General features: G+C 71.1%; 21 protein-coding genes and 1 tRNA gene. 13 read left to right on the forward strand and 9 right to left on the reverse strand.

Going from position 1 to position 20,302, the window contains the following annotated elements:
* Positions 1-40 precede the first annotated feature (40 nt).
* Together ACFV2X_RS27310 and ACFV2X_RS27315 are read left to right on the forward strand one after the other, a co-directional pair.
* Entirely contained in the window at positions 41-1,225 is a 1,185-nt protein-coding gene (locus ACFV2X_RS27310; protein WP_385621276.1) for an ROK family transcriptional regulator, read from the forward strand.
* Positions 1,226-1,389: 164 nt separating this feature from the next.
* Positions 1,390-2,394, forward strand: a complete 1,005-nt coding sequence (locus tag ACFV2X_RS27315; protein WP_385621164.1) for a hypothetical protein — start codon at positions 1,390-1,392, stop codon at positions 2,392-2,394.
* 13 nt (positions 2,395-2,407) lie between these two features.
* Here the strand turns inward: ACFV2X_RS27315 and ACFV2X_RS27320 are convergent, their stop codons facing one another.
* Positions 2,408-2,569: an antitoxin gene (locus ACFV2X_RS27320; RefSeq protein ID WP_385621167.1), complete on the reverse strand. Its 162-nt coding sequence runs from the start codon at positions 2,567-2,569 to the stop codon at positions 2,408-2,410.
* A gap of 255 nt (positions 2,570-2,824) precedes the next feature.
* Between ACFV2X_RS27320 and ACFV2X_RS27325 the strand changes: the two genes are divergently transcribed.
* The 4 genes from ACFV2X_RS27325 to ACFV2X_RS27340 all read left to right on the forward strand — a co-directional run bounded on the left by ACFV2X_RS27325 (position 2,825) and on the right by ACFV2X_RS27340 (position 5,903).
* Complete coding sequence (locus ACFV2X_RS27325; RefSeq protein WP_089512412.1) at positions 2,825-3,604, forward strand: HAD-IIA family hydrolase; 780 nt, start codon at positions 2,825-2,827, stop codon at positions 3,602-3,604.
* Positions 3,605-3,729: 125 nt separating this feature from the next.
* A complete protein-coding gene (locus tag ACFV2X_RS27330; RefSeq protein ID WP_385621170.1) occupies positions 3,730-4,023 on the forward strand; it encodes a hypothetical protein in 294 nt (97 codons plus the stop codon).
* 5 nt (positions 4,024-4,028) lie between these two features.
* Entirely contained in the window at positions 4,029-4,673 is a 645-nt protein-coding gene (locus tag ACFV2X_RS27335; protein ID WP_385621171.1) for a sortase domain-bontaining protein, read from the forward strand.
* Positions 4,674-4,850: 177 nt separating this feature from the next.
* Positions 4,851-5,903 (forward strand): glycoside hydrolase family 6 protein, encoded by a 1,053-nt coding sequence (locus ACFV2X_RS27340; protein WP_385621173.1) that lies wholly within the window; start codon positions 4,851-4,853, stop codon positions 5,901-5,903.
* Between the two features lie 39 nt (positions 5,904-5,942).
* Here ACFV2X_RS27340 and ACFV2X_RS27345 read toward each other — a convergent pair whose 3' ends face one another.
* The 4 genes from ACFV2X_RS27345 to ACFV2X_RS27360 all read right to left on the reverse strand — a co-directional run bounded on the left by ACFV2X_RS27345 (position 5,943) and on the right by ACFV2X_RS27360 (position 10,837).
* Entirely contained in the window at positions 5,943-7,901 is a 1,959-nt protein-coding gene (locus tag ACFV2X_RS27345; RefSeq protein ID WP_385621175.1) for a galactose oxidase-like domain-containing protein, read from the reverse strand.
* A 3-nt stretch (positions 7,902-7,904) separates the two neighbouring features.
* Positions 7,905-9,725: a glycosyltransferase family 2 protein gene (locus ACFV2X_RS27350; RefSeq protein ID WP_385621176.1), complete on the reverse strand. Its 1,821-nt coding sequence runs from the start codon at positions 9,723-9,725 to the stop codon at positions 7,905-7,907.
* A 248-nt stretch (positions 9,726-9,973) separates the two neighbouring features.
* Positions 9,974-10,654, reverse strand: coding sequence for a FadR/GntR family transcriptional regulator (locus tag ACFV2X_RS27355; protein WP_385621179.1), 681 nt, complete (start codon positions 10,652-10,654; stop codon positions 9,974-9,976).
* Positions 10,655-10,763: 109 nt separating this feature from the next.
* Positions 10,764-10,837, reverse strand: a tRNA-Lys gene (locus ACFV2X_RS27360).
* Positions 10,838-11,028: 191 nt separating this feature from the next.
* Between ACFV2X_RS27360 and ACFV2X_RS27365 the strand changes: the two genes are divergently transcribed.
* Positions 11,029-11,622 carry a lytic polysaccharide monooxygenase gene (locus ACFV2X_RS27365; protein ID WP_089512419.1) on the forward strand — a complete coding sequence of 198 codons (594 nt, stop codon included), beginning with the start codon at positions 11,029-11,031 and terminating at the stop codon, positions 11,620-11,622.
* A gap of 90 nt (positions 11,623-11,712) precedes the next feature.
* On the opposite strand, the gene ACFV2X_RS27370 is transcribed toward ACFV2X_RS27365, so the two are convergent.
* Together ACFV2X_RS27370 and ACFV2X_RS27375 are read right to left on the reverse strand one after the other, a co-directional pair.
* Entirely contained in the window at positions 11,713-11,961 is a 249-nt protein-coding gene (locus ACFV2X_RS27370) for a DUF397 domain-containing protein (protein ID WP_385621182.1), read from the reverse strand.
* Entirely contained in the window at positions 11,927-12,862 is a 936-nt protein-coding gene (locus tag ACFV2X_RS27375) for a DUF5753 domain-containing protein (protein ID WP_385621184.1), read from the reverse strand. The genes ACFV2X_RS27370 and ACFV2X_RS27375 overlap by 35 nt, the downstream gene beginning before the upstream one ends.
* A gap of 152 nt (positions 12,863-13,014) precedes the next feature.
* Between ACFV2X_RS27375 and ACFV2X_RS27380 the strand changes: the two genes are divergently transcribed.
* The 6 genes from ACFV2X_RS27380 (at position 13,015) to ACFV2X_RS27405 (ending at position 18,178) form a co-directional block, all read left to right on the forward strand.
* Entirely contained in the window at positions 13,015-13,443 is a 429-nt protein-coding gene (locus ACFV2X_RS27380; RefSeq protein WP_385621186.1) for an ATP-binding protein, read from the forward strand.
* A gap of 54 nt (positions 13,444-13,497) precedes the next feature.
* A complete protein-coding gene (locus ACFV2X_RS27385) occupies positions 13,498-13,977 on the forward strand; it encodes a hypothetical protein (protein WP_385621188.1) in 480 nt (159 codons plus the stop codon).
* 378 nt (positions 13,978-14,355) lie between these two features.
* Positions 14,356-15,174, forward strand: a complete 819-nt coding sequence (locus ACFV2X_RS27390; protein WP_385621190.1) for a hypothetical protein — start codon at positions 14,356-14,358, stop codon at positions 15,172-15,174.
* Positions 15,175-15,241: 67 nt separating this feature from the next.
* The gene (locus ACFV2X_RS27395; protein ID WP_385621193.1) at positions 15,242-16,042 is read left to right on the forward strand and encodes a DNA-binding response regulator; all 801 of its coding nucleotides are present in this window, start codon (positions 15,242-15,244) and stop codon (positions 16,040-16,042) included.
* 521 nt (positions 16,043-16,563) lie between these two features.
* Positions 16,564-17,097: an ABC transporter permease gene (locus ACFV2X_RS27400; RefSeq protein WP_385621279.1), complete on the forward strand. Its 534-nt coding sequence runs from the start codon at positions 16,564-16,566 to the stop codon at positions 17,095-17,097.
* Between the two features lie 31 nt (positions 17,098-17,128).
* Complete coding sequence (locus ACFV2X_RS27405) at positions 17,129-18,178, forward strand: ABC transporter substrate-binding protein (RefSeq protein ID WP_385621194.1); 1,050 nt, start codon at positions 17,129-17,131, stop codon at positions 18,176-18,178.
* Between the two features lie 42 nt (positions 18,179-18,220).
* On the opposite strand, the gene ACFV2X_RS27410 is transcribed toward ACFV2X_RS27405, so the two are convergent.
* Entirely contained in the window at positions 18,221-19,483 is a 1,263-nt protein-coding gene (locus ACFV2X_RS27410) for an MFS transporter (protein WP_385621197.1), read from the reverse strand.
* Positions 19,480-20,289 carry an LLM class F420-dependent oxidoreductase gene (locus ACFV2X_RS27415; protein ID WP_385621199.1) on the reverse strand — a complete coding sequence of 270 codons (810 nt, stop codon included), beginning with the start codon at positions 20,287-20,289 and terminating at the stop codon, positions 19,480-19,482. Before ACFV2X_RS27415 ends, ACFV2X_RS27410 begins: the two co-directional genes overlap by 4 nt.
* Positions 20,290-20,302 lie beyond the last annotated feature (13 nt).

Raw genomic sequence — 20,302 nt, forward strand, 5'->3', positions numbered from 1 at the left:
AAGCGCAAGCGGGAGCCACAATGGGGGCGTGAACAGCACGATGTCCTCGACGGCCCGACCCGGAACCGGCCCCGGACCCGGGCCCGGGCTTGGAGCCCAGCCCGGGCCTGGAGTTCAGCCCGGCCCCGGCGCCAATCTGGCCGTCCTGCGCGGCCATAACGCGGCGCTCGTCCTCGGCCTGCTGCGGGACGCGGGCGAGGGCGGGATCAGCCGGCTGGAGCTGGCCGCGCAGACCGGGCTCACCCCGCAGGCCGTCAGCAAGATCACGGCCCGGCTGCGGGCGGACGGGCTGGCCGCCGAGGCGGGCCACCGGGCGTCCACGGGCGGTAAGCCGCGTACGGTCCTGCGGCTGGTCCCGGGCGCGCGGCGGGCGATCGGGCTGCACCTGGACCGCGACGAGCTGACGGCCGTGCTGGTCGACCTCGCGGGCACACCGCTCGGCCGGCGCACGGTCCCCTTCGACTTCGGCGCGGGGGCCGAGGAGGCGGTCGCCGTGGTCGGCGGCGAGGTCGAGGCCCTGCTCGCCGGGGCCGACGGCGGTCGCACCGGGCTGCTGGGGGCCGGGGTCGCCGCCCCCGGGCCGCTGGACCACGGCTCCGGGGTGCTGCGCCGCGTCACCGGCTTCCCCCGCTGGGACGGCTTCCCGCTGCGCGACGCGCTCGCCGAACGCCTCGGCCTCCCCGTCGTCCTGGACAAGGACACCAACGCCGCCGCACTCGGGCTCACCGTCGGCCGCGCCCGGCAGCGCGCCGCCGGGCCCTTCCCTGCAGGGTCCTTCGCGTATCTGCACCTCGGCACCGGTCTGGGCGCCGGTCTCGTCCTCGGCGGGGCCGTCCACCGGGGAGCCCGCACCGGTGCGGGGGAGTTCGGGCACCAGGTCATCCAGCTGGACGGGCCGCCCTGCGGCTGCGGCGACCGCGGCTGCCTGGAGGCGCTGTGCCTGGCCGCGGTCGCGGACGGCGACCCGGCCCGGGCGGCGCGGCTGCTCGGCGTCGGCGCCGCCAACCTCGTACGGCTGCTCGACATCGACCGGGTGCTGCTCGGCGGCCGGGTCGTACTGGCCGCGCCCGAGCCGTACGCGCGCGGCGTGGCCGAGACACTGGCCGCGGACGCGGCGCGGGCCGGCGGCCGTACGGTCCCGGTGGACGTGGTGGGCCGGGGCGGCCACGCGGTCGTGGAGGGCGCGGCGCAGCTGGTGCTGGCGCCGCTGTTCGCGGTGGGGTGAGGCAGCGTTGGGCTGATGGGCTGACGATGACTGATGGGCTGATGGGCCGAACGAGCGGGTTGTTGACCGCCAGTCGGAGGCAATCGGCCGGGTCGGCCGCGTGTCGGTCCCCCAAGGTGGAAGACAGCAGGGCACTCGGGAAACCACCGCAGCAGAGGTCGCCCATGCGCTCGCCCGCCACCCCCGTCGTCCGCGCAGCCGCCCAGTCCGCCGCCGCGCTCGCGCTGCTGCTGCCGGCGGTGTGGTGCGGAACCGCGCAGTCCGCGTCCGCATCGGCTGCTATGCCCTCCTGCGGACGGCGGGAGAGCCCCCGCTTCCCGATCGACGCCCGGCTGCACGGCGGACCGGCCCGGTACGCGCGGGGCGGCGGCTGGCACGCCTGGCACCTGGAGCTGCGCAACACCACGCGCGTCGAGTGCCGCGCCATCCACCCCATCGCGATCCTCGTCGACCGCGCGCACGCGCTGCGGCCCGACCACATCCGGATGGAGTTCCTGGACCCTTACGCCGACAAGGCCGCCGGTGGCCGATGGCGGCCCGTCTCCTTCGAGACCACGGACGAGGACGAGAACATCGGGGTCTTCGGCGACCCGTTCCAGGGCTTCACCGTGCCCGCGCGCGGGAGCGTGAAGGTGCGGGTGCGGTCCCACTTCACCGACTCCGCGCCGACCGGCCCCGTCACCGCGAACGTCATCACCATGGAGCGCCGCGCGGACGACGGGGACTGGGTCGGCCAGTCCGGCGACTACGACTTCCGCATCGAGCGCGCGGCGGGGGTGGGGGCGGAGGAGGCGAGCGGGGCCGGTACGGGGGAGCCGGAGGAGCCCCGTACGAGCGGGCCAAGCGCCCGTACGGATGAGCAGCCCGGCACGGGCGGGCTCCGCACCGGTGAGCCTCCTGCCGAGCCGCGGCCCGAGCCCCGCGCCGGTCAGGGGACCGGTGCCCGCGGGCGCACCGGGAGCCCCGCGGGCCCCGGGAAGGAGGAGGCGCCCGCCCGTGCCGACGCCACCCCCGGCCCCCGCGGCGAGGGCAGCAGTCGCGACCAGCTGCCGCCTGAACTCGCCGCGACGGGCCGGGGCGTCGTACTCCTCGGACTCGCCGTGATCAGTGGCGCGCTCATCGTCTCCGGTACCGCGCTGGTGATCAGGTCCCGGCGTCCGAGGCGGTGAGAGCCGGCCGCCGCTACCGCCCCCTGGGCGGCTCGCCCCGGCGGCGGAGCTCTTCGTCCGCCTTCTCCGCGCCGCGCCGGGGCCGCTCGGTGGTGGCCTTGCCCTTGCGTGAGGCTTGCCGCGCCCGTTCCTGGCCCTTGTTGATCGCGTCCTTGAGCTTGTCCTTGATGCTCATCTGAATCTCCTTCGCGGGGGAGCGGAAGCGGCCTTGTCAGGCACGGCCTCCCTCACCAGGATCGGCCGCCCGCCCGGCTCTGTCGCGCTGGAGCGCTTGCCGCGCGGCCGCCCCGGTCCCGTCTGCCGAGGTCAGACGGGACCGGGGCGGTCCGGGTCCCGGCCCGGCTGGCTACGCTGGATACTCGACCCGCCCGCAGTCACGCGGTCGGTGTCCCCACTCAGTTGTTATTGGTGCACGGCAGGAGAGTCCGCAATGGCAGAGCGCAAGCCGATCGAGTCCTGGCTCACCGATATGGACGGGGTGCTGATGCACGAGGGGATCCCGGTGCCCGGGGCGGACGCCTTCATCAAGCGGCTGCGCGAGTCCGGCAAGCCATTCCTGGTGCTCACCAACAACTCCATCTACACCCCGCGCGATCTGCACGCCCGGCTGTCCCGGATCGGCCTGGACGTGCCGGTCGCCAACATCTGGACGTCCGCGCTGGCCACCGCCAAGTTCCTGGACGACCAGCGGCCCGGCGGTACGGCGTATGTCATCGGCGAGGCCGGGCTGACCACGGCCCTGCACGACATCGGCTATGTCCTCACCGACGTCGAACCCGACTATGTGGTGCTGGGTGAGACCCGTACGTACAGCTTCGAAGCGCTCACCAAGGCCATCCGCCTGATCAACAACGGCGCCCGCTTCATCGCCACCAACCCGGACGAGACCGGGCCCTCCGCCGAGGGCGCGCTGCCCGCGACCGGCTCCGTGGCCGCGCTGATCACCAAGGCGACGGGGGCCGAGCCGTACTTCGTCGGCAAGCCGAACCCGCTGATGATGCGCGCCGGGCTGAACGCGATCGGGGCGCACTCCGAGACCAGCGCGATGATCGGCGACCGGATGGACACCGATGTGCTGGCCGGTCTCGAGGCGGGCATGGAGACCTTCCTGGTGCTCACCGGGGTCACTCAGATCGGAGAGGTCGACCGGCACCCGTTCCGGCCGTCCACGGTCGTGAACTCCATCGCGGACCTGGTCGAGCGGGTGTGACGCCGGCCGGAGCCGTCTGACGCGTACGGACTGACCCGGACTGACCCGTACGGAGCAGCCGGGGGCCGCAGCGGATGCGGCTCCCGGCTGCGCGCGTGAGCCTCGGTGGTGTCAGGAGGTTCACCATGCGTTCGCTCGCCCTCACGCTCCGTATGGCCGTCTGTGCGGCGGTGGTGGTCATGGCCATCGCCGGACCCGCCGCCGCGGACCAGGAGGACAACGCCCCCGCGCGCCCGGCCCACCGCGCCCACCCCGCCCACCACGCCCATCCGGGTATCGCCCCGGCCGACGACGCGGCGCGCCAGGACTTCGGCAGGGCCGAGGCGTACGGCCTGGTGCTCTCCGGGGGCACGGCGCTGGCCGTCGCCGGGCTGGCGGTGCGCCGCCGCCGTCGCCCGGTCGGAATGGCATCGGGCTGACGGCGGTGTACGGGAAGGGCTTCGGCCGGGTCGGCCGGCCGGTCGCGGGGGTGGCCTGGGCGGCGCTGCTGCTCGGGCTGTGGCTGTGGGGCCATGACACCGCGGAGGGCCTGGGCGGTGTGGTGCCGGTGACGGGAGACGTGGCGGCCGTGGGGCGCCCGCCCGCGCATCCGCTGCCGCCGTCCCGGGGACCGCTGCCGTCCGTACGGGCGCGGCGCGTCGTCGTCGCGTCGGCGGGGATCGCGGGGCGGGTCGGCGAGCCGGGCCGGGGCCGGAGCTGGAGCAGGCGAATGGGCCGGGGCGCGGACTGGTACGGCGTGGGGGCGCGGCCGGGGGCCTCGGGTACTGCGGTGCTGATCGGGCCCGCCGACGCCGGTGTCGTCCGCCGCCTGGGCGGGGTCAGGCGCGGGGACGCGGTGCGGGTGTCGCGGGCGGACGGGACGGTGGCCGAGTTCACGGTCGAGGGCGTCGAGATGGTCATGGCCGGGCGGTACGAGGCGCGGCGGGTGTACGGGGCGCGGGCCCGGGGCCGGGCGGAGCTGCGGCTGGTCGCGAGGGACGGAATCCAGGGAGAGCGCGGGGCGCGCGGGGCGTACGCGGCGCCTGGTGCGCGCGTGGTGGTGTCGGCGTATCTGACGGGGATTCGGTAGGCGTGCGCGCCCCGGCGCGGCTTGGGGCCCGCACCACGCCGTACGGGCGAAATCACGCAAAGGGCTGTGGACAACCCAGTGGGGGTCGGTGTGGTGTGTAAGCATGGATTCGACCGGTCTTGTCCTACCCGGGGGCCTGAGGGGTGCCTCCCGGAGCGTGCACCCAAGGGGGAGTGGATGTACGGGAGTTACACCGGCCGTCGGCGCAGCGCTGTCCGTGTGGGGGCCGCGGTGGGGGCGCTGCTGTCGCTTGTGACGCTCTCCGGCTGCTTCGGCTCGTCGTCCTCCGACAGCGAGGAGGAGTCGATCGCGGCCGCCAAGCCCGCGCAGCGGCCCAGGAATGTCGTGCCGTACTGGGTGAATCCCGACGGCAGCGCGGCGCGGCAGGTCGCCGCGTACCGCAGGAAGGGGGCGGACGCCGAGGCGAAGCTGATAGGGCGGATCGCGGCGCAGCCGGTCGCTGAGTGGCTGGGGGTGGACGATCCGGAGGGCCAGGCGCGCGGGTTCACCGAGGCCGCCGCCCAGGAGGAGCGCGACGCGCTGCTGGTCTTCTACAACATCCCGCACCGCGACTGCGGACACTATTCGAAGGGCGGCGCCGCCGACGGCAATACGTACCGCGCCTGGCTGGACAAGGCGGTCAGAGGCATCGGCGACCGGGCCGCCACGGTCATCCTGGAGCCGGACGCGCTGCCTCACGCGGTGGACGGCTGCACGCCCAAGAAGTTCCTCGAGGAGCGCTATGACCTGCTGACCGGGGCCGTGGACAAGCTCAAGGGGCTGCCCCACACCAAGGTCTATCTGGACGCCGGGAATCCGCACTGGATCAAGGACCCGCGCCGGATGGCCGAGCCGCTGAGGCGGGCGGGGCTGAAGAAGGCCGACGGCTTCGCGCTCAACATCGCCAATTACCAGACCACCGAGGACAACAAGGCATACGGCAAGAAGCTCTCCGCCCTGGTCGGCGGCAAGCCCTTCGTGATCGACACCAGCCGTAATGGCAACGGCCCGGTGCCGGGCAAGGAGGACCCCGAGGCTTGGTGCAACCCCAAGGGACGGGCGCTGGGCGAGACGCCGACGGTCCGCACGGGCGACCGCGCGGTCGCCGCGTATCTGTGGATCAAGCGTCCGGGCGAGTCGGACGGCACCTGCAAGGGCGGCCCCAAGGCCGGCCAGTGGTGGCCGCGGTACGCGCTCGACCTCGCCCGTAACGTCAAACGGCGCGGGTAGCCTCGCCCGTAACGCCAGACGGCCCGGGTAGCCGACCGGTCAGCGCTTGGAGGTGCGCCCGTCCGCGGGCACCTCCACCCAGGCCGCCTTTGAGGGGGTGCCCTCGTCGTCCACCACCGTGAGCATGTACCACCCCGGTGGGACCAGCGACGGGTCTTTCGGGATCCGGACGGTGACGCTGTCCCGGCCGGCGACGAAGTCCAGCGCGATCGACCGCTGTTCGACGTTGGTCACATGGGTGAAGGAGCTCGGGCGGATCAGCCGTACCCGCTCGATGGCCGGTGCGTGCGGGGTCCGGTAGGTGGCCTTCGCCCCGTGCTTGACGGTCCGCGGCGCGGTGTCGACCAGCGTGGGCCGCGCGTCGCGGAACAGATACGGCGGGGTGTACAGGTCGATCTGCTGCTGGAACTTCCCCGGCTCGGTGTTGGCGGAGTCGCCGAACAGTGAGTCGGAGCCGAAGGTCATCACCCGGCCGTCGGGCAGCAGCAGCGCCCCGGAGTGGTAGTTGCGGCCCACCAGCGGGTCGGCCACACCGCGCGTGGTGTTGGTCTTGGGGTCGTAGACCTCGGCCCGCAGCACATTGCTGCCGTCGCGCCCGCGGTAGTCGCCCGAGCCGTTGGTGGTCAGGAGGGTGTCGTCCGGGAGGATGACGCTGCTGGGGTAGCGGACCTCGGAGTACAGCTTCGGCCCGTCGTGGAAGCGCGGCCGTGCCTTGCGCAGATCGACGATCCGGGTCTTCGCAGTGGCCCTGGGGTCCTCGCCGACCCCACCGCCACCGAGCACCATGTACCGCTGCTCCTGGGCCGGGGGCAGCAGCACGGACATCGACGTCTCCAGGATGTCCGGGTCGCTCATACCGGGCACGGCCTTGAACGCATTGGTCTTCAGATCCCAGATGCCGGGGGTGCGGCCCACGTTGTCCGGGCCGTATCCGGCGTTGGAGCCGGTGTAGAAGATCCTGCCGCCTTCGGTGAGGAAGAGCGCGGGGTACGTGGGGAAGAACCGCTTCTTGGACAGGTACTTCCACTTCTTGGTCCGGGGGTTGTAGGTCTCGTTCTTCCCCGGTACGACCTGGCCGATCTCGTCCAGGCCGGAGACCGACAGCACCCGGCCGTCCTGGAGGGTGGTCAGGGTCGGGTACCAGCGGGCCTCGTGCATCGGGTCGACGGGGACATAGCGCTCGGCGACCGGGTCGAACTCGTAGGCGGTCTTGATGCCCTGGAAGTCCTTCTTGTCGAAGGACAGCTTCTGCGCGATGCCGTAGAAGTTCTGCCGGTCCTTGCCCGCCAGCCCCTCGATCCGGTAGTTGTCCTGGGTCCCGGTCTGGTACCGCTTCCCCTTGCGCAGCGCCTCCACATAGACCCGGGCGGTGCTGGCGGTCACGGTGACCTTGCCGGACTTGCGGTTCTTGGCCTTCTTGGCGCGCGGCACCAGAACCGGGTCCTTGGACTCGAAGACCTTGCCGTTCTCCTTGCCGGTGAAGCGGGTGCCCGCCGGGAACGTCTTCGGCTTGTCCGGGTCCTCGTTGTGGACGAACATCAGGCCGCCGGCCTTCTCCACATCGCCCTTGAGCTTTTCGTACCGCTGAGTGCCGCCCGCCACCAGCAGTTTTCCGTCCGGCAGCTGGGAGTGCCCGGCGCAGAAGAGGTCCTGCGGGGTGGGGATGTTCCGATAGGTGTTCTTCACCGGGTCCCACAGGACGCTCCGGAAGGACTTGGCGGCGAAGTTCTTCGCGTTGTTCCCGGAGCCGGCGACCAGCAGCACCTTGCCGGTGTGCAGCAGGGCGGCGTGGATCGTATTGATCCGGTACTCCTCGGGGACGTTCACCACATCCCAGTGGCCGTTCCTGGCCTTGTACTCCGGCTGGTTGATCTTGTACTTGTGGTACTTGTCCGAGCTGAAGCGGTAGAGGGCCGGTCCGTTCATTCCGGCCAGCATGAGTACAGCCGCCGCACCGATCCCGAAGCGGCGGGTGCGGCGACTCGGTCGGTACTTCACGTTCTATCGTCCCCCAAGGGATGTTTCGGCGGTCTGCTTCTCGGTCTGCTTCTCGGTCCGTTTCTCCTGGCGGAGGGTCCACCGCCAGGCGATGATCGGCGCGGCCGTGACAGCCAGGGCAAGTGATGCCCAAACGGTCATCGCTGGATGACTGTGGTCGAAATAGAAGGAAGAGGCGAGCGACCCGCCGAAGACCGCCAGGAAGAAAAGGTGAATCCGGAAGGTGCCGAAGAGCGTGTCGGGGCTCGCCGAGTCGCCCTTGGGCGTCACCACGAACCTGCTCTTACGGCGCAGTACGGCGTCCATCAGCGAGCGGGCGTAGACCGGCGCGGCGAGGGCGGACATCACCATGCCGGCCACGCCGCCGGACCCCTCCGGTTCATGCGGGGAGACGTTGTGCCGCCGGTTCCAGATGTACAGACCGATCTGCAGGGCCGAGGCGTTGCCGTAGAGCATCATCCAGATGGCGGGGTCGATCTGGAGCCCCGAGGCGCCGAAGCCGAGGAAGAGCGCGCAGCTGAGGGCGGCGAGAATCCAGTTGAGCGCTGACGCCGGATAGAAGATCACCATCAGCGTGTAGTTGAAGAGCTTGCCCGGCGGCAGGGTGAGCGGCGCCTTCCAGAACTGCTTGAGCAGCGTCTCGTAGGTACCCCGGGACCAGCGCAGCTGCTGGGTGAAGAAGTCGGTCCAGGCGCCCGGGCCCTCGCCGACCGCGAGGACGTCGGGGGTGTAGACGGAGCGCCACTTGCGGCCGGTGGCGGGGTTGCGGTGGCGGTGCAGCTCGAAGCCGGTGGCCATGTCCTCGGTGATCGAGTCGTACAGCCCGCCGATGCCCTTGAGGGCGCTGATCCGTACGGCGTTGTTGGTGCCGACGAACATGGGGCCGCCATAGGCGTTCCCCGCGCGCTGGATGAGGGCGTGGAAGAGGAACTGCTGGCTCTCGGCGGCCTTGGTGACGGCCGCGTCGTAGTTGCCGTAGACCTGCGGGCCGACGACGAAGGCGACGTCCGGGTCGCGGAAGTAGCCGAGCATCCGCTCCAGGTAGTTGGGGAGCGGGACGTGGTCGGTGTCGACGGAGGCGAAGTAGTCGTAGGCGTCGCCGTGGGCGTCCAGCCAGGCGTTGTAGTTGCCGTGCTTGGTCCTGGCGCGGTGCGGGCCCTTGGGCCGGTTCCACTTCTCGACGCCCTTGCGGGTGAAGTGGCGTACGCCCAGGCGCGCGCAGACCGCCTTCACCGCCGGGTCGTCGCCCTCGTCGAGGAGCCAGACGTGCAGGGTTCCGCGGTGGCGCACGCGCACCGCCGCCTCCAGGGTCCGGGTCACCATCTCCAGGGGCTCCTTGCCGGGCACGAAGGAGGTGAGGAAGGCGACCTTGGTGCCGGTCTCGGGCACCACAGGGACCGGGTCGCGGGCGACGAGGGTGGCATGCGCGTTGGACAGCACATTGAGCGTGCGGAACAGCTCGATCAGCCCGATGGAGACCAGCATCACGGTGTCCATGGCGGCCATGACGGGGCCGACGCCCTCCCGGCTGGTCCAGTGGGCGGGCTGCATCAGCCACAGCAGCAGCCCCAGCGAGAGCAGGGGCGCGGCGCCCAGCAGCAGCGCGGCGCGGACGCGGTGCGGTTCGTCGGCCAGCAGTCCGCGGTAGCGCACCCGGTACGGTTTGGCTGAATTTCCTGCGTTTTCGGAATCCGGTCGGCTGAGCGGGCCGGCGAGCCGGCTGTAGTGCTCGTAGTCGTACTTCGGCAGCGGCGGCCGGGGCCGGTGCCGGTGCGGTTCGCTGTGGTGCTGCCGTGGGATGCGCGCGCTGGTCGTCGACGCCATGAGTCATTCCCCCCGCACGCGGAAGCCGGCCGCGTGCTGAAGCCCGTTCGTCGTGTGCTCTCCCCCGAAACGGCCCCCCCTCGGCCGTACGGGCACATTAGTGGAGACAACCGACGATGCGGACATGGAACGGCCGCCTCGTGAAGCGCAACAGCGAGAACCGGACCTTTCCGGCGGGGAGGGGTGAATCGGCCGCGGCGCGAGACGGGAAGGCGGGGCTCAGGCCGGTCGTGGTGCGGGGCGCCGGGTCATTCCTGGTGAGGGGAGCGCAGCCGCTCCCGGATATCGCCGAAGTGATCGCGAACGGCGGCCTCGGCCCGTACGACATCGCCGGTGCGGACCGCCTCCAGGATCTCCCGGTGCTGCCGGCAGGTGACCTTGGGATCGGTGTGCAGATCCACCAGATCGGTGCGCACCCGGTGGAAGGCGTCCCAGAACGCCTCCAGCATCTCGCTGAGCAGCAGATTGTCCAGGCCGCGGTGGAGGGCGGCATGGAAGGCCCGGTCGGTGTCGGCGCGTACGGCGCCCTCGGCGGCCTCCGCCTCCATCCGCTCGACCAGGGCGTCCAGCTCGGCCAGGTCGGCCTGTGGTATTCGCCCGGCCAGCCGTGCGATCAGCCCGGTCTCCACCGCCTCGCGCAGCTCCAGCAACTGGAGCAGGCTGTCCTCGCCGCGGTAGTGGCCGGCGACGGTGCGGAAGATCAGCCCCTCGATCATCGGGCCCATCGACATGGGTCCGACGTAGGTGCCGAAGCCATGGCGGATCTCCACGATGTTCATGGCCTGCAGCCCCTTGAGGGCTTCGCGCACGGAGTTGCGGCTGACGCCGAGCAGTTCCATCAGCTCGGTCTCGGTCGGCAGCGGGGCGCCGGAGGGCAGCCGCTGGTCGACGATCAGGCGCTTGATGCGCTCCTGGATGTCGCTCGCCATGCCGCGATTGTGCGCCGCCACAGCCACCTCCAATCGCGTCAGCTTACCGGGAACGCAACAGGGGCTCCTCGGCGAACCGAGAAACCCCTGGTCAGTGGCGTAAGCCAAGTGCGCCGCCAGGGACTCGAACCCCGGACCCGCTGATTAAGAGTCAGCTGCTCTAACCAACTGAGCTAGCGGCGCCTGCTGACGGATGAATCCTACCCGACCTGGAGGGGTGCTCCGGGCAGTGCGCTTCATCGCGCTTCATTGGTATGGACATCTCCTGAATTTGGTATGGACATGACCAAGAAATCGCGGTTACTCTGCGACTTGGTCTAGACCGCACAGCACTCGGCTCGCCGAAGCACTCCCCACGTCTTCAGGAGCGAAGCATGCGCAAGAAGATCAGCGCCGCTGTGATCGGCATCGGGCTCGCGGCGGTCTCCGTTCTCACCACCGGCGGCAGCGCCTCCAGCCACGCCTACACCGACTCGCCCATCAGCCGTCAGAAGCTGTGTGCCAACGGCACCGTCACCAACTGCGGCGACATCCAGTACGAACCGCAGAGCGTCGAGGGCCCCAAGGGCTTCCCGTCCGGCGGTCCGGCCGACGGCACGATCTGCGCGGGTGGCAACAGCCGGTTCTCCCAGCTGGACGACCCGCGCGGCGGCCAGTGGCCGACCACCAAGCTCACCGCCGGGCAGAGCTACACCTTCACCTGGCGCTTCACCGCCTCGCACGCCACGACGGACTTCAAGTACTTCATCACCAAGAACGGCTGGAACCCCAACTCGAAGCTCACCCGCGCGAGCCTGGACTCCACGCCGTTCCTGACCGTCCCGTACAACGGCCAGCGGCCACCGTCCACGCTCTCCCATTCGGGCACCATCCCGAGCGGGAAGACCGGAAGGCATCTGATCCTCGCCGTGTGGACCGTCGCCGACACCTCGAACGCCTTCTATGCCTGCTCGGACGTGCAGTTCTGACCGGCCGACCGGCCGACCGGTCTGATCCACTTGGCCCACCGGCCTGAACGGCGCGGGGCCCGGCCCGTCAGGACCGGGCCCCGCGTCATCTCAGGCGTCGTATAAGCCCGCCTTCACGCCGCGTACGAAAGCGGCCCAGGCGGCCGGGGCGGCGCCCAGGACCGCGTCCGGGTCGTCGCTTTCGCGCAGCCGGACCAGGCCGCCCCACGCGGCGACCTCGACACACTGGCCCTCGCCCACGGAGTGCGAGGACTTGCGCCAGCGCGGACGCGGGGACGGGGACAGGGATGGGTTCGGGGACAGGTCATGCGGGTTCTCGGGCACTCTTGAGGTGTTCACGGTGTGGGGCCCTCTTTCCTAAGAGACCGGCGATGAGGGCCTTCGTCTCCTCCGTCGACAGCGCGCTGTCGACGATGTGGTCGAAGGCGTCGGCGAAGACGTTGACGTCGTCGACTCCTTCGACGTACACGGGGCCGCGCAGGTTCTCCTGGGTGACCACGTCCGGCATCGGACCGGGAAACCCGACGATCGTGAAGGCGCCCGCGTCCCCCGGGTTGGGCGCCGCGTCGATCGGCATCACCTGCAGCGTGACCGTGGGCCAGTCCGCGACGTCCAGCAGCCGCCGCAACTGCTCGTCCATGATGGCCGGGCGGCCGGAGAAACGCCGGTGGAGGGCGGCCTCGTGGATCACCGCCCACAGCCGCAGCGGAGTGCGCGGACGGGTCAGCACCGCCTGGCGGGCCAGCCGCACCTCGGCGAGCGCCGCGACCTCCGCCTCGCTGCGCGCGACCGCGTTGGCGGCGATCGTCTCCCGGGCGTAGTCGGGCGTCTGCAGCAGCCCTGGAACGACCAGTGGGGCGAAGTCGCGGACGTGTTCGGCGTCGCTCTCCAGCGAGATGTAGTCGGCGTACGCGGGGGCGACCACGCCGCGGTAGGTCTGCCACCAGCCGCGTTTCCCGGCGTCCTTGGCAAGCCTCTCGAGCGCCGCGCGGACTTCGGAGTCGCTGATGGCGTAGGCCTCCAGCAGGGTGGCGACCTCCGCGGCGCGGATGGTCGCGTTCGCGTTCTCTATCCGGGACAGCTTCGGGGCGCTCCAGCGGCGGGCGCCCGTACGTCCCCTTTGGGCCGCGTTCAGCGCCTGCGCGGCCGCGTCCAATGTCATCCCCGCTTCGGTACGCAGCTTCCGCAGAGTGGACCCCAGCCGCCTGCGCCGCACGGTGGGCACTGGGTGGTAGGACATGTGGCCAGTCTGACGTATCGCCAACTACAACCACCAGGCGGCATATGCCAGTCTTGCGTGAGTGGGTCGAAACATTGCGAGTAGCACGGACATGGGACAGGATCGCCTGTGCGACACGGCAGCGCGCCGTGCCTTGGAGGGCCCTGGACGACATGGCAGAGAACATCCCGCAGGGGGCACCGCCCGGCGGTAGCTGGGGGCGATACGAGCTGCGCCTGCGCGTCCATCCGCAGACACTCGCGGACGTGCGCCGCGTCGTGGGTGCGCGGCTGCGCCAGTGGGGCCGCGAGGAGTTGATCACCGCGGCTGCGATGTGCGTCACCGAACTGCTCTCCAACGTCCACAAGCACGCTGCCTCGCCCGACTGTGTCCTCACCCTCGAGAACCGTCCGTACGGCATACGGGCCTCCGTCAGCGACAGCGAGTCCTCGCTGCCGGTGGTCAAGGAGCCCGACTTCCTCTCCGAGAGCGGGCGGGGGATGTTTCTGCTCAGCAAGACGGCCGACGAATGGGGCACGGACCTCAACACCACCGGGAAGACGGTCTGGTTCACGCTTCGCGCGGAATCGGTCGGCCCGTGAGCCGCTGTTCGGTAGCGTGCCGTTCGGAGTGGTGTGCGAGCCGGGGAGGGGCCCATGGATCCGGTGACGGCGGGTGCGCTGATCGCGGCGGTCAACGCGGTGGTGTCCGGGGCCGGCGGTGAGGCGGGCCGGCGGGCGCTCGAGGCGCTGGGCGCGCTGTCCCGCAGGGTGCTCCGGCGGAACCCGTCCGATCCGGCGGCCGACCCGGGCGCGGACCCGGCGGCCGACCCGGGCGCGGACCCGGCGGCCGATCCGTCGGGCGGCCCGGGCGCCGATCCGGCGGGCGATGGCGAGCCCGTCGCGATTCCGTACGACGACCCGGAGCGGCTGCGCCGACTGGCCGAGCTGCTGGTCGAACGAGCCCGCCAGGACCCCGAGTTGGGGCGCGACCTGGCGGCCTGGATGAGCCGGTACGGAACGCCCGCCCAAGAGGTCGGCACCGTCCACAATTCCATCTCGGGTGACGCGCGGATCACCGGGCCGGTTATTCAAGGCCGGGATTTCCAGGGACCGATCAGCTTCGGCTCGCAGTGACTCACCCCCGGACGGGGGTACCCGGGCGCCCGTCGACGGCTGGCAGCAAGCGGACAGCGGCCCCGGCGGCCGGTCGCCCAGAGTGTCCCGGCGGCTGCGCTGGGTGGCGTACGGGCGGTCAGGCGGCGCGGATACATGCAACTTCCTGACATACCGCGTGTCGTTGCGCGCGCGAGGCGTTGCGGTAGGGTCTGACACGCCGTCATTTGCCTACTCTTTACCTGACTCACTGCGTTGACGCCGTCGCTGTGTGCGAATTACTGTCGTCAATGGAATTGCATAGCGTTTTTTGCTCCAAGAAATTCTCGAACCAGGCTCGAATTTCAGAAAACAGGTCGCCTTCGCCCTGCAGGGGAAGTCATGGTTGGTCTTGCGAGGATGCCCGAGCCGTCACCCGAGCGTGGGGCGGCCGGTGCCGCGGGCTCCGACCATGTGGAGCGGGCGCTGCTGGCGGCCCATGACCTGATCGAGTCCGTGGTGACCCGGCACCGGCAGGACCGGGCCCGCCAGTCGTGGGTGCGGGCCGGGCCCGGACGGCCGTCGGCCGCCGAGGCCGCCGACCGGCTCATCGCCGGAGCCGAGCGGACCGTTGCCGTCGTGCTCTCCGGCGACCCGGAGCAGGAGGACGCCGTCTGCGCGGCCCTCGCCCGCCCGCCCCGGCCCGGCCGCGAGGGCGTCGCCGTCCGGCTGCTGTGCCTGCCGGACGCCCTGACCGGCCCGCGGATACCGGCGCTGGCGCGCACCGACCCGCGCTGTGAGGCGCGGACGGCCGACGGGGCGTTACCCGAAACCCTGCTCGTCGACGGCCGGATCGGCTACGTACGGCCGGAGATGAGGCCGGAGAAGGGGCCGGGACTCGAGCCCGGGCCGGAGCGGACCGTGCCGCCGGTCTCGCTCGTGGAGGACGCGGCCACGGTGCAGGCCCTGGATCTGATGTTCGCCGGGGCATGGGGGAACGCCGCGGCGCTCGCCGAGCCCTCGCGCCCGCCCGGACGGCTGTGCACCGACACCGCGCTGCGGATCCTGGAGTGTCTGCGGGCCGGGGTCACCGATGAGGTGGCCGCCCGCGACCTCAAGGTGTCGCTGCGCACCTACCGCCGCTACGTCGCGGAGATCATGCGCGAGCTGGGGGCGCATTCCCGGTTCCAGGCGGGGGTACGGGCGGTGGAGACGGGGCTTTTGCCAAGCCGCCCCTGAAGCACTCGAGACCTGACCATGTCGCGAGGCGGGACGACGAAGCGATGACCAGACGATGACGGACCAGATGACGGAACGGATCACGGACCGGATCACCGAGCCGGCCGCCGCGGTCGAGGACGCCCTCGACCGCACCCTGCAAGAGGTGCGCAGCCTCTTACAGTCCACCGTTCACGCACACCGGGCCCGGCAGGCCAGAAGCGAGCTGTTCACCGCGGTGGGCGCGGCCGACGCGGCCTTTCTCGCCGCCGCCGAACAGGTCGTCGGCCAGGCCGTGCACAGCGTGGACGCCGCGTTCCCGGAGCCCACGGCCCGGCAGGCGGCCGACCACGCGGCCCTGCACACCCTGGTCTCGGGCCTCGGCGACGCCATTGACGTACGGGTGCTGCGCACCCGGCCGCCGGTCGACCCCGGCCCCGCGCTCGGGCCGGGCGGCGGCCTCGGGGCCCGCCCGCCGCAGATCCGGATCGCGGCGGTGGCGCTGCCCACGGCCGTGATCGCCGACGGCCGGACCGCCCTGGTGTGCGCGGACTCGGCCGACGGGCGGCAGGCATCGGTCGTCCAGGACCCGGCCGTGGTCGCGGCCCTGCACGCCATGTTCGGCAACCTCTGGCGCTCCGCCGCGCCCGCCGCCCGCCCGCTCGACTTCGGCAACCGCGCCCGCACCGAGATGGTGCGGCGGGTGCTGCGGCGGCTGGGCGACGGGGTCACGGACGAGGCCGCGGCGCGGGAGCTGGCGATCTCGGTGCGCACCTACCGCCGCTACGTCACCGGAATCCTCGAGCTACTGGAGGTGAACTCCCGATTTCAGGCCGGGGTGCGCGCCTGTGAGCTCGGCATCCTCGACCGATTCTCCACTGGTGGATGAAACGGAACGATTTCCTTGTTCCCCACCACATTGTGATCCTGAGCGGGCTGGCGATAGGTTGCACGCGGGCGTGCCGGGAGATCTGGCAACAGCCGGTAATACAAGGGGATTTGGGGATGACGCAAGGGCGCGGAAGGGGTGCGACCGCCACGGCGGGCGCCAGTGGCGGACCGGGGACGGAACCGTCGCATTCACCCCGGCCCGGACAGGTACGAAAGTCCGGGAAGAACAGCGGAAAAGCATCGTACGCGGGTCGCTCGAGTCAAAGCCCCAAGCGGGCACACGGCCGCCGAGTTCGCAGGAACATGGCCGGATCCGCGACCCGGGGGGTGCTCCCGCCGCTCGTATTCGGGCTGGCCCTGCTCATCGTATGGGATCTTGCCATCCGTATCGGTGCCGTGGACACGTTCTACCTTCCGGCGCCGTACGACCTGGCGAAACATTTCGTCGACGAGTTCCTGCACGGCGATCTGCGTGACTACACCAAGGAGACGGTGTGGGAGGCGCTGGCGGGCAGTGGTATGGGGCTCGGAGTCGCCCTGCCGCTCGGCTATCTCATCGCGCGCAGTGAGCTCGCGGCCTCGGCCCTCGAGCCGTATCTGGCCGCTTCGCAGGCGGTGCCCGCGGTGGCCCTGGCCCCGCTGTTCGCGCTGTGGCTCGGCTATGGGCTGCTGCCCATCGCCGTGCTGTGCGCGCTGCTGGTCTTCTTCCCCATCCTGGTGAACACCGTGCTGGGCTTGCGCTCGCTGGACCCCGATGTGATGGGGGCCGCGCGCGTGGACGGCGTGGGGTGGTGGGGGATGCTGTGGTACATCGAGTTTCCGCTCGCGCTGCCCAGCATCCTCACGGGGGTGCGCAATGGCTTCACCCTGTCCATCACCGGTGCGGTGGTCGGCGAGTTCGTCATGGGCGGTGAGGGTCTCGGCCAGCTCCTCTCGGTCCAGCGACAGGAGGCCGACACCATCGGGCTGTTCTCGACGCTCGTCATGCTCGCACTTCTCGCCGCCGGCTTCTATGGCGTCATTCGCCTGGTCGAGCGGCTCGTACAGCGCTGACTGACATCTTCCACTCATTGAGGAGAAGTACGTGCGTTTGGTAAGGACGTCCACCAGGCACGCCCTGAGACACCGGGTCACGGGGGCGGCTCTCGCGTCGGTGGTGGCGGCGGCCACCCTGACCTCATGCGCCGAGAAGCCGAAGGACGCGGGGGGCAAGAGCGGAGACAAGATCACGGTCGGGCTGACGTACACGCCCAACATCCAGTTCGCCCCGTTCTATGTGGCGGCCGAGAAGGGGTACTACGACGACGCCGGGCTGAATGTCGAGCTGCGTCACCACGGCGCCGCCGAAGATCTCTTCGGAGCCCTGAAGTCGGGCAAGGAGGATGTCATCTACGCGGGCGGGGACGAGATGCTGCAGGCCCGCTCTCAGAATCTCCCCCTGGTGGACATCGCCACCTTTTATCAGAAATACCCCGTGGGTCTGATCGTCCCCAAGGAATCCGACATCAAGAAGCCCGAGGACCTGAAGGGCCGTACGATCGGCACCCCCGGTCCCTATGGCGAGACCTATTTCGGTCTGCTGGCCCTGCTGAAAGAGGCAGGGCTTTCCCCCAAGGACGCCAAGGTGAAGAACATCGGCTTCACCCAGCAGGCTGCGCTGACCGGCAAAAAGGTCGAGGGCGTCATGGGCTACCTCAACAATGACGCCATTGCCTTCCAGGAGGCCGGCAAGGAGGTCCGCTCCCTGACGCTCGACGGAGGCGCCGCGGGCGATCCGCTGGTCGGGGTGGGAATCGGCGTCAAGGAAAAGACGCTGGACAAGCGCGGCGACGAGATGAAGAAGTTCGTCGACGCCACCCTGCGCGGTCTCCAGTACGCGATTGACAAGCCCGAGGACACCGTCAAGCTCAGCCAGAAGTACGTCCCCGGTCTCAGCGACGAGAAGCGGCAGAAGAACGCGCTTGCTGTGCTCAAGGCCACCACGCCCATGATGCAGAACGACGCGGGCGAGCTGGGCACCAACGACGCCCAGAGCTGGAGCCGTATGGCCGACTTCATGTACGACCAGGGCCTGCTGGAGAAGGCGGTCACGCCAGAGGACGCGTACTCCAACGACTATCTGCCCAAGTCGTAGCCGGCAGTCGTAGTCAGTCCCGCCCGGCCGGGCGGCGGAAGCTCACACACCCGCCGCCCGGTCCCGCGCCGCCCGGCGGTGCAGCGCGCCCGCCACCGCGAACGCCGCGACCGCGCCGACCGCGAGCGCGACCCAGCTCCCCGTCGCCGAGGCGTGCACGATCACGAACAGCCCGATCGGCGGCCCGGAAGCCGTGCCCAGGTTCCACGCCAGCGACGCCAGGGCGCTCGCCCGGCCCACGGCCGTCTCCCCTGACCAGCGCAGCAGCAGCGGATAGAACGCCGAGGAATACATCAGCTCGCCCGCCGCGAAGACCAGCGCGAAGGCCAGCAGCAGCCCGTACCGCACCAGCGACGAGGCCGCGTCCCCGGCGAGCACCGCGCCGAGCCCGCAGCCGAACGCCGCCACCCACAGCACCGGACCGGCGGCCAGCGCAACCGTCTCCGGCAGCCGCTCCAGCCGCCGCCGCAGCAGCGGCTGCAGCGCCACCAGTGCGAACGAGTTGGCCGCCACCACCACCGACACCCACCCCAGCGTGATGCCCATGTGGTCGTGGAGCAGCAGCGGCACCGTCGCCTCGATCTGGGTGAAGCCGACGATCGCGAACAGCGCCTGGGCCAGCACCAGCAGCGCCATCGGGCGGGCGCGCAGCAGCGTACGGTACGTCGGCCCGCCGCCCTGCTCGGCCTTCTCCTCCCGAACCCCCGTGGACTCCCGCGGCCGCATGGCCCAGATGGCTACCAGCAGTGGCACCGCGGCCGCCGCGTTGGCCACGTACAGCCAGCGCAGCGTCCCGACGGGAGCCTCGGCCCCGCGCAGCGCCAGACCGGCGACGACCGAACCCGCCCCGATCCCCACGTTGTTCACGATGTGCCGGACCGAGAAGGCCGTACGGCGCCCGCTCTCCGGGACGGCGGCGTCCACGACGCCCACGATCGAGGCGTAGAACAGCCCGAAGCCCACTCCGACGCACGCGCCCGAGAGCAGAACCGGCACCACCGTGTCGACCGGGGCCAGCATCCCGTACCCGACCGCGAGCGCCGCGGCCCCCAGCGCTCCCACCCGGTGCGGCCCCGCCCGGTCCGCGAGCGGCCCGCCGAGCAGGGCGGCGGCGAAGCTGGCCGCCGCCATGGCGATGAAGTAGCCGCCCGCGGCCCGGGAGCCGAGCCCGAGCAGTTCGCTGATGTAGATGGAGGTGAACGGGAAGCACAGGCCGTTGCCCAGGGTGGACAGCAGCAGACAGCCCATGAGCAGGCGAAAGCGCCGCCCCAGGACCTCGCGGGGCGGCGCTGCGCCAGCGGTCAAGAAGCCCGCCCGGCGCCCAGCGCCTCGCGCACCTTCAGCAGCTCCTCCACCTGGCGCAGGTCGTACGGCGCGGCCAGGGACAGCACCACATGGACCGCACCGGCCTCGGCGAAGCCCTCCACGAGCGGCAGCTGATCCGGGTTGACCATGACCGTACGGGCCACCTCGCCCGGGTCGCGGCCGACGCGCTCGCACCACTGGTCCAGCACGCCGTTCAGCTCGCGGAAGTCGGCGACCGGATCCTCGGAGGCCCAGCCGTACCAGTTCCACCAGTCGGCCTCGCGGGCCACCAGCTCCAGGGTGCGCCGCCGCCCGGCCCCGCCGATCAGCAGCGGAAGCGGCCCCGCGGGACCGGGGTTGAGCTTCCCCAGCCGCTCCTTGATCGCCGCGATGGCCGCGGCGAACGCGTCCACGCGCTCGGCCGGGCCCGGGAACGGGATGCCGTACTCCGTGTGCTCCGCCTCGAACCACCCCGCCCCGAGCCCCAGCACCAGCCGCCCGCCGCTGAGCTGGTCGACGGTGCGGGCCATGTCGGCGAGCACATGCGGATTGCGGAACGCGGTGCAGCTGACGAGCGGGCCGATGGTGGCCCGGCTGGTCTCGACGGCCATCGCGGACAGCAGCGACCAGCACTCGAAGTGATTGCCCACCGGGTCGCCGTGGTGCGGCAGGAAATGGTCCCAGGTCCAGATCGAGTCGACGCCCAGGGCGTCGGCCTCGCGCCAGGCGGCGCGGAGCTGGTCGAGCTCGGTGTGCTGGGGGTGCAGCTGCACGCCGACGCGCAGGGTGTTCTCGTGCGGGGGCACAGTGGTCCTCTCG

The sequence above is a fragment of the Streptomyces sp. NPDC059679 genome (genome assembly GCF_042734105.1).
Classification (GTDB): Bacteria; Actinomycetota; Actinomycetes; order Streptomycetales; family Streptomycetaceae; genus Streptomyces.